Source organism: Salipaludibacillus sp. CUR1, assembly GCF_021028955.1.
GTDB lineage: Bacteria > Bacillota > Bacilli > Bacillales > Salisediminibacteriaceae > Salipaludibacillus.
Genome location: NZ_JAIWPE010000037.1, coordinates 58,917 through 75,476, shown reverse-complemented (window position 1 = coordinate 75,476; position 16,560 = coordinate 58,917). Strand labels below are relative to the sequence as shown.

Genomic DNA, 16,560 nt, shown 5'->3' with positions numbered 1-16,560 from the left:
TTTGTAGAGGATTGGGAACAAGTATTGGTCTCTCCTCTACAATAGGAGCTTTTTTTGTGTTTGTAAACTCAAAATTACATTATATTCCATTCATGCAAGGCTACTGGGACAGACCCCCCATTTTTTGTAAGATTACCCTACGTCGTCTGCTAGATTCTCATTTTCCTCATGTTTTACTAGAACAGCTGAGGCTTCTTCTATACTAACTCCGTGGTAGTAGTGTTGAATAATGTCGCGATAAGTATATCCTTCTTTAGCCATTCCGTCAGCGCCAAACTGGCTCATCCCGACACCGTGCCCCCATCCTCTTGTTTCAATAAGAATCCGGTCCCCTTGTCTTTCCCATGAAAAGTCGCTGGAATCCAGCTCAAGCGCATCCCTGATTTCGCGTCCGGAAAAGGTTTTTCCTCCTATCGTTACTTTGGCTACTCTTCCGCCTGTTGTTCGTGATTCAATTTCCCCTATGCCTTCTCCAGCCAGCTCCACCTGAAGTTTTTGCTGAAATTCCCCGACTGAAAGCTCCCGCGTTCCTTTATACCTTGGCGATTCCACATCCCACGGACTTTCTACGCTTCTTAAATAAGGAAACTCACTTTCCCAGTATTCCTCTGAATTTTCGGTATAGCCGTTACTGGTAGAGAAAAAAGTAGCTGTGATAGGTTCATCTTCAAATGTGATGACTTGGCCTTCCGTTTCATATACTGCCTGGCGAATTCGCGACATTTTCCACTCAAATTCGCCTCCCCATGTTTCGATAAGTTCTTCTTCATTTTTAAAAACTTGATGAAGCACCGTATCCGTCACGTCCGCTCCTTCAGGAAGACTGAGATCGTGCCCATCCATAATCTGACGGAATAAATAAGTCCGCGCCGTGAGCGCCTGCGCTTTTAAAGCCTCCATTTCATAAGATGCTGGCATTTCCGAAGCGACAACTCCTGCAATATATTCTTCAAGCGGAACTTCCTCTATCATTTCACTGCTTGACCGAAAGACAGAAACAGTCTGAACTTCTGCAGGAAGTGTACTTCCGGCATTTTCCTCTGAAGCAGGCTGGGCTTCCGCAGGTTCGGTTTCTTTCGTTTCAGTATCTGCAGGAATAGGCTCTTCCACCCCCGGCGTCTCACTAGGAAAACTTGTCACAAGGATCGAAGGGACCACCAGGATGCCTATCATAAATATAAGACCTACTATTATTAAATTTTTTACCATACGACGTCCTCCCTCTCTTTGTATAAAATAATCCTGTCATCGCATGTCTATCTCATATCTATGAACTCTATTTAATGATTAGAACATTAGAGAAGGAAATTAGTAGTTTTGGTAGAGCCGTATGAAAGCTACATTATGATTAGCCTTGCTCTTATGCCTCCAACTATGATTCTGCCCGGTTTCACGGCATCTAACACAGGTATTTCCGCCTGTCTTATTAAACACACCAGGACTGTCCGCAGCCCCGGTCCTGGCAAATAAGTTCATTTACAATAAAATCCCTTTAAAATTTACCAAATAAAACTTCACACACAAAAAAACCTGCGAGCGGCCATAAGTGACCGCCCACAGGGCTTAATAATAAGATATCTATTGAAGATAGCGATAAGACCAGATATCAGGAAGCAAAATTCGGATCCATTTTTAATGGCGCCGGTGCTTCTAAATTTTCCATTTCTACTTGCTCTTCTTCTTTTACCCGTTCGATATCTGCACCTAGTTCCCGTAATTTTTCTGCAAAGTCAACGTAACCTCGGTCGATATGCTTTAATTCAGTGACACGGGTATACCCTTCAGCAACGAGGCCGGTTAACACCAGCGCAGCACCTGCGCGAAGATCGGTAGAAGCTACTTCAGCTCCTTGAAGTTTCATTGGGCCGTTAATAATAGCTGCCCGGCCTTCAATTTTAATGTTTCCATTCATGCGGCGGAATTCTTCCACGTGCATAAACCGGTTTTCGAAGACAGTTTCAGTAATGACGCTCGTGCCTTCAGCGTTAAGCATTAATGCCATAATCTGTGACTGCATATCTGTCGGGAACCCAGGATGCGGCATTGTTTTGACATCAACAGCTTTTAATTTTTCAGGTCCGATCACCCGGACTCCGTTGTCTTCTTCAATGATGATGACGCCCATCTCGTTCATTTTTGCAATAAGCGGACGAAGGTGTTCCGTCATGACGTTTTCCACAAGCACGTCTCCGCCGGAAATTGCCGCGGCTACCATAAAGGTTCCCGCTTCAATTCGGTCAGGAATAATCGTGTGGTCTGCGCCGACAAGTTCATCTACACCATCAATTTTAATTGTACCTGTACCTGCGCCTCTGACTTTTGCTCCCATAGCATTCAAGTAATTAGCAAGACATACAATTTCAGGCTCTTCAGCTGCGTTCTCAATAATAGTCGTTCCAATTGCAGTTGTTGCTGCCATCATAATATTTTCAGTTGCGCCTACGCTCGGAAAGTCGAGGTAGATTTTGTTTCCATACAGACGGTCGTCCACTTTCGCTTCAATGAACCCGTTTCCGATTTCAACCTTAGCGCCCATGGCTTCAAATCCTTTAAGATGCTGGTCAATCGGACGTGATCCGATTGCGCAGCCTCCCGGTAACGCAATACGCGCATGACCCACGCGGGCAAGCAACGGTCCCATAACTAAGAAAGATGCACGCATTTTACGTACATATTCGAACGGGGCTTCCGTAGCCAATTCCTTCTGTGCGTCAACTTCTATATGGCGTTTTCCTTCGTAGGATACGTCTGCGTTAAGATTGCGTAAAACTTCATTGATTGTGTATACGTCAGCTAAGGCTGGTACATCATAAATGTTACTCTTGCCTTTACTTGCTAAAATGGATGCAGCGATGACTGGCAAAACAGCATTTTTGGCTCCTTCAACTCGGACAGTGCCGCTTAAGCGCCTGCCACCGCGGACGATAATTTTTTCCAATGTATTCCCCTCCGCGTCCAGATTGTATAATTCATTCATATTCACTGGTAATCATTCGTGTGCCAACCAGCGGGGTTGTTTACACGCCCATTCCGCTGGTGTGCGTCGCTTGCTGTGATTACCTGGGGTGTTTCTGTCTTCTTTCCAGCTGTGTCCTTCATGTAAGTATGAGGCGTGGAAAGGGCCTGGTGTTACTTATGTTTTTCATGGTGTGGTGCCGAACTAAATTCTTCTGTTTATTTATTGCTGGCATTGCTTTGTCTTTTATCGTAAATAAGTGTTTTATCAATTGTTAATGCAAATAGGATCTAATTCGTTAAATTGTCATGTAGAGTGTCCAACCTGCTGATAAAAAATAAGCATGCGGTGTCCTTATTCCCATAAAAAACCAACTTTAAACCCTGCCTTTTATAGTTGCTCTTAATTAAATTGTTACCTGTAATTGGTTTATGATACATGGAAGTATCCGCTAATCAGCCGGTGTCCTGTGGTTTTCATCCACTCCTTCTTTCGCGTCTTAGTTTTTTCCTAAAAAAGGTGTCTCAGCATTGTTGACCAGTTTAAATAGTTCAGTAAAAAACTTGTTACCATATGCGTTAAAGCAAGTGTAACGATAATCACGAGTGCTTTTGCTTTCGCACCATCAGGGTTTTTTACAAACAAATCAAATTTGAATGATTGCACCGCCCACCATACGACAGTTAAAACCATTAAACTGATTAGTATGTTAAATAATGACTGCTGTCCAAGTGAGTCGATCATGATGCTAACCCTCCGTGAATATACTGTCTCCTATTTCTTCTGATATCGATTCCACTCAGGAATCCTCACCTGCTCATTCTATTCAGCCTTCACCCTTAATAACACACTTAGTGAAAAATTGAATAAACGAGCACAAAGATAATGATAACCGAAAACAACCCCTCCGGCTACAGTTTTTTTGACTTTTTCTTGTCTTTTCTGTTAGGTCTTTCGTATGTTTTTTTGGTATCACATCAAGAAATTTCCATTAATCAGACCCGACTTATGATTAATGTACACTTGGAACCGTTTTCTTAAACTTTTTTTAAAGAAAGCTGAAAAAAAAGTGAAAATTACGGCTCTTGCTCTAAAAAACTTTAAGAGGTGTGAAAAGCTTCCTTTTACGCACGGGTGCGGCCAAAAGAGCAAGACAATCACGGCTGACTTTGACGCCTGCTCTTTTTTTCACAAGAACATCATACGCAGAACCACCCGCATTTTTGTCCGTAAGTTTAAATTTTTTCCTTTTATTTTTTTGGGGACTGGGGTCAGGATTGGGGTCAGACCCCCCATTTATTGGAATTATTTTATTAACCAAATTGGGGGTTCGTACGTATCTTATAAGAGGTGAAGGATTAAACTTTTTAAGTCAGGAGTTAATGATTATGAAGAAAAAGTGTTGCAAGCACCGTTATGAGCCGCCTAAATGGTCAGAATTGAATGATGGAAGGTTAACACCGCTTGAGCCGCAGGCGGGGTCATGGCCGTTATTTTTTTTCAGAAGGAACCGGCGTAAACAAATTACCGATCTGCACGGAAGGTTAGCCAGTTTAAAAATTAAGAACCCTCATTGCATTGACTTTAAAGGAGAAGAGTTAGAAGCGGTAAAAGAAACTCTTGCTAATCTGACTGATGAACAGAAAAAAATAGCGCGTTATTACGCCTTTGGTCCGCCCACAAAGCAGATCACTCCTGTTATTGACAGACTGATTGACACTTACGGTGTTAACCCGCTGCGTGCCGCAAGAATTCTTGCTGTCACTCAATCGGCAATTAATGATGCGATGATTATTAACTGGCGTTTTAAATATTTAACTGACATCGCCCGGCCTGACCAGGTGGATCCTGATTTAGTACCACTGCTTGAAACTCCCCCATTCCCTGCATATCCGTCCGGCCATGCAACAGCGGCGGGCTGTATGGAAGGTATTTTAGGCTATTTTTTCCCGGCAGAAAAAGAAAGGCTTCACGAGATTGCTGAAGAAAACGCTCTGTCACGGTTGTATGCAGGTGTCCACTTCCCCGCCGACAATGAGGAAGGCCTCCGGCTAGGCCGGCAAGTCGCAGACGCTGTCGTTAAACATGTCAGCAGACAGAGAGATGCCAGACGCCGTCCGGTTGACGAGCCATTTACTGAAAACAGAAATGCCGTTCTGCCTCCTCCGCCGTATGAGCAGCTAATTCCGTTCCCTCCAGTGGAAAATGTTACTCAGCGGCCAAGGTTATATACATTTCCTTTTTAATTAATACGGCCTGTAGCACAGACACGAAAAAAAGAGCACCCGCTTTTCGCAGGTGCTCTAACCACTTTTATTATGGTACTGTTTAAAGTTAAACATTTTTTAAAATTCTCGCTTGCTCCTGCGGTTACTCGTCGCATGTAACAGAACTGCCGCGGGCAAGGCTTCAGCTAACCGGGGAAAACACCCGGTGGATCTTCAGCTCTTGCTTTTCCCGCAGGCGTCTCGTTATTTTTTCAAAATCAAAAATAAATATTTTCTAGAAAAAAGCCATCCAGTTAAAGGTGTTAAAGATGTCCAGTACGAGCCCCGGGAGGATTCCGAGAATAACTGTTACAGCAAGCGACACAGTGACTACTGTCTGCATGCTCCCCGGAACAGCCAGTTCTTTATCGTTTGGCCTCGGGTCTGTCATAAACATCTGTTTAATAAATCCAAAGTAGTAGAAGAAGGAAATGACACTGGTCACAATCATAATAATTGCAAGCCACAGCATTTCACCCGCTACTGCACCGAAAAAGATGTAGGCTTTTCCTATAAACCCTGCAGTTAACGGCAGTCCGGCCAATGACACAAGGAATACCGTCATGGCAATAGCCAGGTAAGGCGCACGCTGATACAGCCCTGCAAAACTGCTGAGGTCGCTCGTTCCTGTATCCTCCGTAACGAGAGTAATCACAGCGAAGGCTCCGAGTGTCATCATTAAATAAGCGACACTGTAAAACACAATCATGTTAATTCCCACGTCGCCTACCACCGTAGCGACCGGGACGAGCAGATAACCTGCCTGAGCGATTCCGGAATATGCCATCAGGCGCTTAACGTTTGTCTGAGTCAAGGCAATAAAGTTACCTGCAATCATTGTGATTGCTGCAATAACTGCGATAATGAACGCCCATTCCTGGTAAACGCCGCCAAAGCCGAGGAAGAACACTCTGAGAATAATCCCGAATCCGGCCAGCTTGGAAACAACTGATAAGAAAGCTGTAACCGGTGTAGGAGCTCCTTCATAGACGTCCGGCGCCCACATGTGGAAAGGCACAATGGAAATTTTAAATCCGAACCCTGCGAGCATGAACAAGAAGCTCATCATGACGACAAAGGTATATTCTTCAAACAGCATCGGAATTGCCTGGCCGATTTCCAGCAGGCTTGTGGATCCTGTCAATCCGTAAAGGAAAGACATGCCGTAAAGAATAAATGCGGAAGCTGTTCCGCCGAGCACCACATACTTGATTGCCGCTTCCGTAGATGGGCGGGAATATTTCTTAAATCCTGCAAGGACATAAGACGAGATACTTAAAATTTCGAGCCCGATAAAGAGGGTGATCAAGTCCGCGGACGAGACCATAATCATAGCTCCCAGCGCGGCAAAAAGCATGATTGAATAATATTCACCCTGGTAGACTTCCGCATTCCGCTCTCTGTCAAGAAAGTTCATGCTGATTAAAATGACCATCGCCACGCCAATGAGAATGATCAGTTTAAATACCATCGCAAATGGATCTACGACAAATACTTCCGCAATCGACCCGCTCGTGCTGTTAGTCACGACGACCAGAACAGCCGTGACTAACAGGGATAATACCGACAAACGGCCGATAAACGGCTTTTTCCCATGAATCCCTGTCATAAAGTCTATTGTAAAAACAAGTAAAGCTAATGCGGCTAAGACAATTTCCGGAGTCATTAAAGACCAGTTGGCATCAAAAGCTGTCATTGTCTTTAACCCCCTATCTTCGACACGATGTCGATTACTGTAGTGTTAATTACGTCACTTAGAAGATGCGGATAAACCCCGATGGCGATACTTAATACCAATAAACCAACCATTGGTACGTATTCCATTGGACGGGCATCCGGGAGTCCGACGTATTTTTCTTTCATTGGACCGAACGTCGTACGCTGCATTGCCCACAGCAGATACGCCGCAGTCAATATGATCCCAATCGCACCGATGACGCCGATCGTATACGCTGCCGGAATCAGGTCAGCTGATGCTCCGAAAATACCGATAAAGGCCAGTAACTCACTGACGAAGCCTGACAGTCCAGGCAAGCCGACAGAAGCCATGGCTGCCGCAAGCATAAACCCTGCTAAAATCGGCACAGACTTAGATAAGCCGCCAAGCTCTGAAATCGTACGTGTTTTTGTCCGTTCGTAAATCGCTCCCACCATAAAGAAGAGAAGCGCTGAGATAAACCCGTGGGAGACAAGCTGGAAGATCGCGCCCTGCATCCCCGCGGTTGTGAACGAAGCCACACCGAGCAGAACAATCCCCATGTGACTGATACTTGAGTAAGCCACCAAAGACTTTAAATCTGTTTGTACGAGTGCGAGAAGCGCCCCGTAAATAATGTTTATAACCCCTAAAATCGCAATGAGGGTGGCAAATCTTGCTGCCTGGTCAGGAAGAACACCGAAACCGACACGGATGAGTCCGTAACCCCCCATTTTTAACAGCACACCGGCTAAAATCATACTTGCTGCTGTCGGTGCTTCAACGTGGGCGTTAGGAAGCCATGTATGGAACGGGAAAACCGGCAGTTTTATCGCAAAGGCAACAAATAAGGCAAGGAACAAACCGCCTTTTATAGCCCCTGTCAGTACTTCCGGATTGGCCGGATTCGCATAAATTTCCGCGAGGCGGATCATGCTGAAAGATGTTTCCTGGAAGTGCATTGCCTCTGCCCCTTTAACGAACATGGCAATAAACGTAATAAACATTATCGCACTTCCGAGTCCTGTATAGATTAAAAATTTGAAGGACGCGTATTCTCTCATTTTTCCGCCCCATATTCCAATTAAGAAGAACATCGGAATGAGTGTTAACTCAAAGAAGAGGAAGAAAAGGAACATATCAAGTGCTACGAAGACCCCGAGCATCCCTGTAAGTAATACGAGTGTCCAGACGTAAAATTCTTTAACTCTTTTTACTATTGAGAAGGATGCAAAGATCGACAGTGTTGTGACGATCGTTGTGAGCACTAAAAGCGGCATGGATAAGCCGTCAATTCCGATTTCATAGTTAATTTGTAAAAATCCGATATCGAACCACGGGGCAACAGTTTCAAACTGCATGCCTGAGACACCGCGGTCAAAGCCTCCCCATATAATGAGGGAAAGAACTAAGGCACTGCCTGATACGATAGCGGCAAGAGAACGAATGACATTGACGTTTTCTCTCGGGATCGTCAATATCAGAGCAGCCCCGATCAGCGGAACAAAGACGAGCCAGGTTAAGAGATTTCCCATCATCCGAAATACCCCCTTAGAACGAAGGCAAGTGCGATGACAACAATTCCTCCGAGGATAGACACCAGTCCGTAAGTTTGCAGCTGTCCGTTATGGCGTCTGCCGAATGAGCGTCCGGTCGAGCTTGTAGACCGTCCAATCAGGTTGACCATGCCATCGACAATGCTTTTGTCCATTTCCCAGAAGAAACGTCCGATCGCAACAGTTGGCCTTACGAAAACAGCTGTATAAATTTCATCTAAATAGTATTTGTTCAAAAGAAGGTTATGGACGCCGGGAGCTTTTTTGGCAAAGAAGTCTTCCGCAATCGCGCCTTTGTAATACATCGCCCAGGCAAGCGCAATCCCCGAACCCGCGACAGCTAATGACAGGATTGCAAGCCAAAGGGCGCCATGCGGCTGTGATCCAAGGTTAAGCCCTTCTGTCAGAAAGCCTTCAAGCGGATAGCCCATAAACGGCAGGTTCACTAATCCGGCAACAACCGCCAAAGATGCGAGTACAATGAGCGGCAAGGTCATAAAACCGGAGTTTTCCTCAGGTGAGTGATGGTGGCCATGATCCTCAGCTGGAGGGACATGAGCTTCTTTATCCATGGACTCATCGCGCGGGTTATCTGCTTCAGCCACATCTGCTGCCCCGTAAGCATCAACTCGCGGGTCGTCAGCATGAGGGTCATCGTGGTCTCCTCCGCGATATTCACCTGTAAATGTTTTAAAGAATAGGCGGAACATATAAAACGCCGTCATAAACGCTGTGATAAGAGCTATTGCAAAAAGGAAGCCGTCTCCGTTCAGCAGTGCCGAAGCGAGAATTTCTTCCTTACTCCAGAAACCGGCCAGCGGGAATACCCCTGCGATCGCCAGCGCCCCTATCAAAAAGGTGACAGAAGTAATTTTCATTTTTGACCATAAACCACCCATGTCCCGAATATCCTGGCGGTGGTGTACAGCGAAGATCACGCTTCCTGCTCCAAGGAAAAGCAGCGCTTTAAAGAAAGCATGCGTCATCAAGTGGAACAGACCTGCTACATAGCCTGCCGTTCCTAAAGCTAAAATCATAAACCCTAACTGGCTGATTGTTGAATAGGCCAGAACCCGCTTAATGTCAGTCATTACAAGAGCCATTGTCGCGGCGAAAAATGCCGTAATCGCTCCTGTATAAGCAACAACTGTCATGGCAGTCGATGAAGCAAGGAATAACGGGTACATGACACCGACTAAGTATACCCCCGCCGCAACCATTGTCGCTGCGTGGATAAGGGCACTGACAGGTGTCGGACCTTCCATGGCATCAGGTAACCAGACGTGAAGCGGAAATTGAGCTGACTTACCAACAGCACCGAGGAAAATAAGAAGAGCGGTTGCTGTGATCAGCGTGTCATTAATCAGCCCGTTTTCAACTGCAGCATAGATGACGCCATAGTCGAAGCTTCCGGTCTGATTAAATAAGATGACAAGACCTAACAGTAAGCCTACGTCCCCGATCCGGGTCGTTAAGAACGCTTTTTTTGCAGCAGCGGCTGCTTCCGGTTTAAAATACCAGAACCCTACAAGAAGGAAGGAACATAAACCGACCAGCTCCCAGAAGATGAAAAGCTGCAGCACGTTCGGTGCAAGAACAAGGCCCAGCATGGAAAACGAGAACAATCCGAGATAAGAATAAAAAACGTGAATCCGGTTATCGTCGTGCATATATTCACGGGAGAAAATATGAACCACCAGGCTGACAAGAGTTACGACAATCAGCATCATCGCATTTAAAGCGGTGACCTCATAGCCCATGGTAATCGTACTTTCTCCAAAGGTAATCCATTCAATAACAAACGTGTAAGTTTCTCCGCCAATCCGTTCAAACAAAACCAGTACGGAAACGATGAACGACAGGGCCAATGCTGCTATTCCTACATAAGAAGCCTTCTCTTTAAGAAATCTTCCAATGAATAACAGAATAAGGAAGGCGATAAGCGGAAAAACCGGGATTAACCAGGCATTCTGTATCATACCATCACCTTTTCTTCAATTAGTCTCTTTCATAATTAGACAGTGTTCAAAAAGTCCGAATTCCATTGTCCGCTTTTTAAACACGTTAAGTTAATTAATTGTTGCGGTTGTTTTACCAGCGCAGCAGGTCGTGCTTAATCACATCTATGGAATTTCTGTTGCGGTACAGTGCAATGAGGATGGCCAGGCCAACCGCGGCTTCCGCTGCTGCAACAGTGATAACGAACAGTGTAAACACTTGCCCTGTAATATTGGCGAAGGGTCCGATTGCAGAAAACGCAACCAGGTTAATATTCACTGAGTTAAGCATTAATTCAATACAGACAAGTACGATGACGAGATGGCGCCTCGTTAATACCCCGTATAATCCGATGCAAAATAAAATGGCCGCTAGTGCTAAAAAGAAGGTCACAGGCACCATATTAATCGGCCTCCTTTCGTGCGATCACTATCGCTCCGATAAGAGCGGAAGTTAAAAGAAAAGCCGATCCAAGGAATGCAATAAAATAGTGCCCGTAAAGCTCCAGCCCAATTGCTTCGACACTTCCTACAAATGGCTGGGTCGATTCGTGCATATCAAGCGTTGATATGCCGTACAGCATAAGCCCCAACAGGGTTGCTACTCCGACAAAACTGAGTGCCTGCTGCCATTTTCTTGGATCCGGTCCGAAACTGAAATTTCTGTGGTCGGTCATCATCATACCAAACACGAATAAGATCGTTATCGCACCGACATAAACCATAATCTGGATAATGCCGATAAACTCTGCCCCCAAGAGAAAGTAAAGGGCGGCAACAGCCATGAAACTGAATGCCATGGAAACAACACGGTGGGAAATCCGTTTAAGTGCAATAATTAAGACGGCTCCGGTAATCGCGATCAATGCAAAGATGATAAAAAAGATCATTTGCCCAGTCACTTGTCGTCACCTCTTCCCGCTCCATCCCCGTCGTTGTTTCTGTCCCGTTTGTTCGTATCAGCTTCAGGTTTCGGGTCTGAGTCAACTTTTTTGTCTGCTGCAGGTTTAGGCATTGCTTCAGGATCCGGAAGCGGATTCGGTTTGGAATCGGCTGCTGATTCTTTGCGGGCAGACCCTTTCTGTTCGTCAGGTTTGGCCTCTGCTTTTCGGTCAGCTGCTGGTTTGGAATCGGCCTGCGGCTTTTCAGCCTTCGTTCCTTTTTCTGTTTTTTCAGCCGGTTTTGCTTCAGCTTTTCCGCCCGACTCAGGCTTTGAAGCAGCCTGGGATGTTTTTTCAGCACCGGACTTGGCTGACGGTTTTGCTGCGTCTTTGCCTTCAGCTTTCGCTCCCGCCCCTACTGCCGCTTTTTCTTTCTTTTCAGCAGCCGGCTTTTCTGCCGCTTTTTTCTTCGGCTTATCTTCTTTTGGTTTTGTTTCAGTGTAATTTCCGTAGTGTTTGTTGTTTGTAAGCCATTCAATATCTTTAAAGTGAGCGGCCCGGTTAAATTCACTTAAGTTATCGTAACGTGCAGTCATGACAATGGCTTCTGTCGGGCACACTTCAGTACAGAAATCACAAAGGATACATCCCTGAAAATCAATGTTGTAGGTGTCGATCACTTTTTTCTTAGGATTTTCCTCGCTCTTCTTGCCTGAAAGTGTAATGACGTCTGTCGGACACGCTTGCACACATAAATTACATACAATACATTTTTCCGGGAAAAAACGGTGGATTCCGCGGAATCGTTCAGGCATAACCACTTTTTCTTCTGGATATTGGATGGTAATATTCTTTTTTCTGAAATAGTTTAAGGTTACGCCGAACCCCTTTAGTAAACGAAACATTTAATCACCCCATCCACACTTTATATATCGACGTAAGCACAATGTTGAGCAACGCTACCGGGATGAGCACTTTCCAACCGAAATTCATGAGCTGGTCCACGCGTGCCCGCGGTAAAGTAGCTGTCAGCCAGAACCAGATGAACATAACCGCGACAACTTTCAGCATAAACCATACGATTTCCGGCAAAAATGCAGGTCCTAGCCAGCCACCGAGGAACAAGGTTGTGGCAAGACCGGCAATGGCTATAGCATACGTATACTCCGCTAACATAAACATGGCGAAACGGAAGCCAGAGTACTCTGTAAAGAACCCTGCTACAAGTTCCGATTCAGCTTCAGGCAAGTCGAAAGGTGACCGGTTTAATTCGGCAATTGATGAAATCATATAAACCGCGAAACCAAGGAACTGCGGAACGATAAACCACATGCCCATGTTTGCCTGATAGTTGACAATATCGGTAAGGTTGAGTGAACCAACCATAATAATTACCCCGATAATTGAAAGAATGAGCGGCAGTTCATAACTGACCATCTGGGCAACCCCTCGTATAGAACCGAACAGGGCGTATTTATTGTTGGAACTCCAGCCGCCCATTAACACTCCCAGCATTGTGATCGATGATACGCCTAAGAAATAAATGACACCGATGTTAATATCGGCTCCGCCTACCGTGCTGCTGTATACGAGCACTGCCATAACGGAAAAGGCAGGTGCAAAGGCAAGAACAGGCGCAAGAACGAATATTTTCTTATCTGCATTTGCAGGAATCACGTCTTCTTTCAGTAAAAGCTTCAGTACATCAGCTATTGTCTGGAAAACTCCCCAGGGGCCGTGGCGGTTTGGACCTGGCCTCAGCTGCATTGCTCCAATGACTTTACGTTCGGCAAGGATGGCAAATGTTACCCCACCGAGTAAAACCATCAAAACAGCGACAGCGTACAAAAACATGAGTAAGTAGTCCACTATGCATCGACCTCCCCGAGTACAACATCGAGACTTCCGAAAATGGCTACGAGGTTTTGAATCGATTCGCCCACCAGCATGTGCTGGAGAATAGAAACATTAACGAAAGAAGGCCGGCGCAGTTTGATCCGGTACGGCTTATTTTTTCCGTTACTGATGGCGTAAACCCCGATTTCACCCTTAGAAGCTTCAGCGCGCTTATACACTTCTCCTGCCGGCGGTTTGATCATCATCAGCCTTTTCCCCTTCTTGGTGATGATGTCTCCTTCAGGAATCTGTGCACAAGCTTGCTCAATAATTCGCAAAGACTGGAACATTTCCTCAATACGTACCTTATATCTGGCGAATACATCGCCGTCTTCCTGGGTTGGTATATCGAAATCAAACCGGTCATATATAGAATACGGCTCTGTTTTCCTGAGATCTATCGGGATGCCGCTGCCGCGTGCAATCGGCCCTGATAATCCCCAGTTGATGACTTGATCTTTTGACAACTTTCCGACTCCGATGGTTCGCGCACGGAATACTTCGTTTCCGGTAACGAGTGTGTCAAATTCCTGTATATTCTCATACAGTTCTTTAACTGTTTCCTGTACTTTTTCGATCCAGCCGTCAGGCGCGTCCCATTTTACGCCGCCGATACGGTGATAGTTAAACGTCATCCTCGCGCCGCTGATTTCGTTTAGCCGGTCAAGGATCGTTTCGCGGTCACGGAAAGCGTAAAGGAATGGACTCATTGCCCCGATGTCCAGCAGATAGGTTCCCCACCAGACAAGGTGGCTGGCGATCCGGTTAAGCTCCATTGTAATTACGCGCAAGTATTCAGCCCTTTCCGGTACTTCCCACTCGAGCAGTTCTTCAATGGCTGCACAATAAACATAGTTATTCGTCATAGCATTTAAATAATCCAAACGGTCAGTGTATGGAATAAACTGCGAGTATAGAAATCTCTCAGCTAATTTTTCCGATCCACGGTGAAGGTACCCCATCACAGGTATCGCTTCCTTGATCGTCTCCCCGTCTACTTTAAGCTGCAACCTGAAAACCCCGTGTGTACTCGGATGCTGCGGCCCCATATTCAGCGTCATTGTTTCTGTTTTTAACTCCGGCATTTACTACGCACCCCCTAATCCAAGCCCAGGGCTTTTTTGTCTGTTATATAATCTTTTCTAAGCGGGTGACCTTCCCAGTCATCTTGTAGCAATATACGTTTTAAACGCCAGTGACCAGGGAAATCAATACCAAGAAGGTCGTACGTTTCTCGTTCCATATAGTCGGCTGATTTCCAGACAGGCTCAGCAGACATGACGGTCGGTTCTTCTCTGGATGTTTTGATTTTCACATACACATAGTGATCGAGAATAGTTGAGTAGAAATTATAGATGACTTCCATGTGCTCTTCATAATCCACACCTGTTACGCAGGACAGGAAGTCAAACTGCAGTGCTTCGTCGTCGTGGAGCAGTTTGGCAGTGGCTAAATCCCAATTTCCGGAATCGAGGACGATCATCGGCTTCCCGAAGTTGAGGACAGGTTCTTCAATCGTTTCTTTTCCGTGAAGGGTGTGAACTTTATTTACGATTAAGTCGAGAAGCTCCTGGCTCATCCTTCCGTCACCCTCTCTCCTTTAGCCTCCAAACGGATTTTTTCACGCAGTTTATCGACGCCGTCCAGTAAGGCCGGTGGAGTTGGAGGACATCCGGATACATAGACATCGACTGGTACTATTTTATCGACTCCGTTTAAGACGCTGTAGGCTTCTTTATAAGGGCCTCCGCAAGTTGCACAGGAACCCATGGCGATTACCCATTTCGGTTCAGGCATCTGATCATATAATGTTCTTAAAACAGGAGACATCTTGCTTGTAACGGTGCCTGCGACAATCATGACATCGGCATGCCGCGGTGATGCTCTGAAAATAACCCCGAATCTGTCAAAGTCATACCGTGAGCCGCCTGTCCCCATCATTTCAATAGCGCAGCAGGCCAGCCCGAAACTTAAAGGCCAGAATGACCTTGTACGAGACCAGGCTTTCAACTGGTCCAGTTTAGTAAAAAAGACATTCTTTTTTATGTCTTCCAAAACCCTTGGATCATACTTTTCTGATTCTTGAAATCCTTTTAGTTCCATTCTAGCACCTTCTTTTTCCAAGAATATGCAAGGCCCAAAGCCAGTATGGCGATAAAAATCAGCATCAAGTTCAGCCCGACCCAGCCAAGCTGGTCAAGTGTAACCGCCCACGGAATTAAGAAAACGGTTTCAACATCAAAAATGATGAATTCCAGCGCTACAATATAGTAGGCCACGTGGTAACGGACTTGTGCGTCTCCTTCTGGTTGGATCCCGCTTTCATAGGTGGTGATTTTCTCCGCATACGGGTTCTTAGGTCTTACAAACCTTCCAAACGTCAGAGAAACAACTGGAAGAGCAACCCCAAGCAGCATAAAGATTAATACGAGTATATAATTATCGTAATATGCTCCCAGCCCCATACCTTCACTCCCCTCCGGTAAAGTATTTTTTGCAATTCCAACTCACACTAAAATTATAACAAAGCAATGAAAATACTTCTATATTATTCTGAATTCTCAGATTAATAATGTAACTAAGTTGTTTATAGTGTTAATACTGTCACCGCGCGGTTCACGGCAGGTGGAAAAAAGTGGTGTATGTGTTGATACTATTAGGTTTAGAGGGTGTGTCGTGTGAATTTTCAGTATAATTTTAATGTTTTGAGTGGCGATAATTATTATTAATTTATAATGATTATTTTTCGTGGCGCAAGAAAGGTGTTATGGTGATTTCGAAGCCCTGTTTGTTTTAGGTGGAAAATTATGGGATTAATTTTCAGGCGGCGTGAATTGACTGATTATTTTGATATCTGCGAGAAAACGTTGGTGCTGCGCTCTTTCCAGACGCTTAAAGTAAACGTTCAACACTAAACATACGATATAACAGGTACAGGGGTTGAATTGTAACAGGAGTCTTTACATACATTTTAAATGATTTTGTTGCAAAAATGTGACTTTTTATTGAATTTTTCTGGATGAAAACTGGGACTTTTATTTCCAGGCAGAACAGAGGCAATTTGGCTGGCCTTAGGTGGGCCTGCATGTCCGGCCACCACTATATATAAGCGTTACCCGCTCTTTTTATGCTATCTTTTTTGCTCTCTGATAAATGCCGCCGGGAGGAGTATTTTTCTATTTTTTTACATTAATTACTTTAAGATCACAAACATCATGGGTGGGCGACAATCGCCGCCGCTGATAATTATAGGAGTCAGGTGACCTGGGGAATGCCTGAGGTTTTCAGGCGAATTGTTTTTAAGGATGAAG

General features: G+C 45.2%; 15 protein-coding genes. 1 reads left to right on the top strand and 14 read right to left on the bottom strand.

Annotation, left to right across the window (positions count from 1 at the left end; all coding sequences use genetic code 11):
• Positions 1-132: 132 nt before the first annotated feature.
• The 3 genes from spoIID to K8O68_RS08685 all read right to left on the bottom strand — a co-directional run bounded on the left by spoIID (position 133) and on the right by K8O68_RS08685 (position 3,700).
• On the bottom strand, positions 133-1,209 hold the full coding sequence (gene spoIID / locus K8O68_RS08695) for a stage II sporulation protein D (protein ID WP_230896505.1): 1,077 nt from the start codon (positions 1,207-1,209) through the stop codon (positions 133-135).
• 397 nt (positions 1,210-1,606) lie between these two features.
• Positions 1,607-2,938 carry a UDP-N-acetylglucosamine 1-carboxyvinyltransferase gene (murA, locus tag K8O68_RS08690; RefSeq protein WP_230896504.1) on the bottom strand — a complete coding sequence of 444 codons (1,332 nt, stop codon included), beginning with the start codon at positions 2,936-2,938 and terminating at the stop codon, positions 1,607-1,609.
• Between the two features lie 528 nt (positions 2,939-3,466).
• Complete coding sequence (locus K8O68_RS08685; protein ID WP_093053133.1) at positions 3,467-3,700, bottom strand: DUF1146 domain-containing protein; 234 nt, start codon at positions 3,698-3,700, stop codon at positions 3,467-3,469.
• Between the two features lie 644 nt (positions 3,701-4,344).
• On the opposite strand from K8O68_RS08685, the gene K8O68_RS08680 reads away from it, so the two are divergent.
• A complete protein-coding gene (locus tag K8O68_RS08680) occupies positions 4,345-5,202 on the top strand; it encodes a vanadium-dependent haloperoxidase (RefSeq protein ID WP_230896503.1) in 858 nt (285 codons plus the stop codon).
• 256 nt (positions 5,203-5,458) lie between these two features.
• Here K8O68_RS08680 and K8O68_RS08675 read toward each other — a convergent pair whose 3' ends face one another.
• From K8O68_RS08675 to K8O68_RS08625, 11 genes are all read right to left on the bottom strand, one after another.
• A complete protein-coding gene (locus tag K8O68_RS08675) occupies positions 5,459-6,919 on the bottom strand; it encodes an NADH-quinone oxidoreductase subunit N (protein WP_230896502.1) in 1,461 nt (486 codons plus the stop codon).
• A gap of 5 nt (positions 6,920-6,924) precedes the next feature.
• The gene (locus tag K8O68_RS08670) at positions 6,925-8,457 is read right to left on the bottom strand and encodes a complex I subunit 4 family protein (RefSeq protein ID WP_230896501.1); all 1,533 of its coding nucleotides are present in this window, start codon (positions 8,455-8,457) and stop codon (positions 6,925-6,927) included.
• Complete coding sequence (gene nuoL, locus K8O68_RS08665; protein ID WP_230896500.1) at positions 8,454-10,454, bottom strand: NADH-quinone oxidoreductase subunit L; 2,001 nt, start codon at positions 10,452-10,454, stop codon at positions 8,454-8,456. Before nuoL ends, K8O68_RS08670 begins: the two co-directional genes overlap by 4 nt.
• A 112-nt stretch (positions 10,455-10,566) precedes the next feature.
• The gene (gene nuoK, locus K8O68_RS08660) at positions 10,567-10,881 is read right to left on the bottom strand and encodes an NADH-quinone oxidoreductase subunit NuoK (protein ID WP_143051239.1); all 315 of its coding nucleotides are present in this window, start codon (positions 10,879-10,881) and stop codon (positions 10,567-10,569) included.
• Positions 10,877-11,374, bottom strand: coding sequence for an NADH-quinone oxidoreductase subunit J (locus tag K8O68_RS08655; protein WP_230896499.1), 498 nt, complete (start codon positions 11,372-11,374; stop codon positions 10,877-10,879). Before K8O68_RS08655 ends, nuoK begins: the two co-directional genes overlap by 5 nt.
• Entirely contained in the window at positions 11,371-12,258 is an 888-nt protein-coding gene (locus tag K8O68_RS21605) for a NuoI/complex I 23 kDa subunit family protein (protein ID WP_370640507.1), read from the bottom strand. The genes K8O68_RS08655 and K8O68_RS21605 overlap by 4 nt, the downstream gene beginning before the upstream one ends.
• 4 nt (positions 12,259-12,262) lie before the next feature.
• On the bottom strand, positions 12,263-13,222 hold the full coding sequence (gene nuoH, locus K8O68_RS08645) for an NADH-quinone oxidoreductase subunit NuoH (RefSeq protein ID WP_093053112.1): 960 nt from the start codon (positions 13,220-13,222) through the stop codon (positions 12,263-12,265).
• Positions 13,222-14,334: an NADH-quinone oxidoreductase subunit D gene (locus tag K8O68_RS08640; RefSeq protein WP_230896498.1), complete on the bottom strand. Its 1,113-nt coding sequence runs from the start codon at positions 14,332-14,334 to the stop codon at positions 13,222-13,224. The genes nuoH and K8O68_RS08640 overlap by 1 nt, the downstream gene beginning before the upstream one ends.
• Positions 14,335-14,348: 14 nt before the next feature.
• Complete coding sequence (locus K8O68_RS08635) at positions 14,349-14,828, bottom strand: NADH-quinone oxidoreductase subunit C (RefSeq protein ID WP_093053106.1); 480 nt, start codon at positions 14,826-14,828, stop codon at positions 14,349-14,351.
• Positions 14,825-15,352 (bottom strand): NuoB/complex I 20 kDa subunit family protein, encoded by a 528-nt coding sequence (locus K8O68_RS08630; RefSeq protein WP_093053102.1) that lies wholly within the window; start codon positions 15,350-15,352, stop codon positions 14,825-14,827. Before K8O68_RS08630 ends, K8O68_RS08635 begins: the two co-directional genes overlap by 4 nt.
• The gene (locus tag K8O68_RS08625; RefSeq protein ID WP_370640506.1) at positions 15,343-15,714 is read right to left on the bottom strand and encodes an NADH-quinone oxidoreductase subunit A; all 372 of its coding nucleotides are present in this window, start codon (positions 15,712-15,714) and stop codon (positions 15,343-15,345) included. The genes K8O68_RS08630 and K8O68_RS08625 overlap by 10 nt, the downstream gene beginning before the upstream one ends.
• Between the last annotated feature and the right edge of the window lie 846 nt (positions 15,715-16,560).

Bases quoted from the DNA above. Each gene is read 5' to 3' on its own strand.
- K8O68_RS21605 (WP_370640507.1), bottom strand. From the start codon at position 12,258: ATGTTTCGTTTACTAAAGGGGTTCGGCGTAACCTTAAACTATTTCAGA.
- K8O68_RS08670 (WP_230896501.1), bottom strand. From the start codon at position 8,457: ATGATGGGAAATCTCTTAACCTGGCTCGTCTTTGTTCCGCTGATCGGG.
- K8O68_RS08640 (WP_230896498.1), bottom strand. From the start codon at position 14,334: ATGCCGGAGTTAAAAACAGAAACAATGACGCTGAATATGGGGCCGCAG.
- nuoL (WP_230896500.1), bottom strand. From the start codon at position 10,454: ATGATACAGAATGCCTGGTTAATCCCGGTTTTTCCGCTTATCGCCTTC.
- K8O68_RS08635 (WP_093053106.1), bottom strand. From the start codon at position 14,828: ATGAGCCAGGAGCTTCTCGACTTAATCGTAAATAAAGTTCACACCCTT.
- K8O68_RS08675 (WP_230896502.1), bottom strand. From the start codon at position 6,919: ATGACAGCTTTTGATGCCAACTGGTCTTTAATGACTCCGGAAATTGTC.
- K8O68_RS08680 (WP_230896503.1), top strand. From the start codon at position 4,345: ATGAAGAAAAAGTGTTGCAAGCACCGTTATGAGCCGCCTAAATGGTCA.
- K8O68_RS08630 (WP_093053102.1), bottom strand. From the start codon at position 15,352: ATGGAACTAAAAGGATTTCAAGAATCAGAAAAGTATGATCCAAGGGTT.
- K8O68_RS08625 (WP_370640506.1), bottom strand. From the start codon at position 15,714: ATGGGGCTGGGAGCATATTACGATAATTATATACTCGTATTAATCTTT.
- K8O68_RS08685 (WP_093053133.1), bottom strand. From the start codon at position 3,700: ATGATCGACTCACTTGGACAGCAGTCATTATTTAACATACTAATCAGT.
- spoIID (WP_230896505.1), bottom strand. From the start codon at position 1,209: ATGGTAAAAAATTTAATAATAGTAGGTCTTATATTTATGATAGGCATC.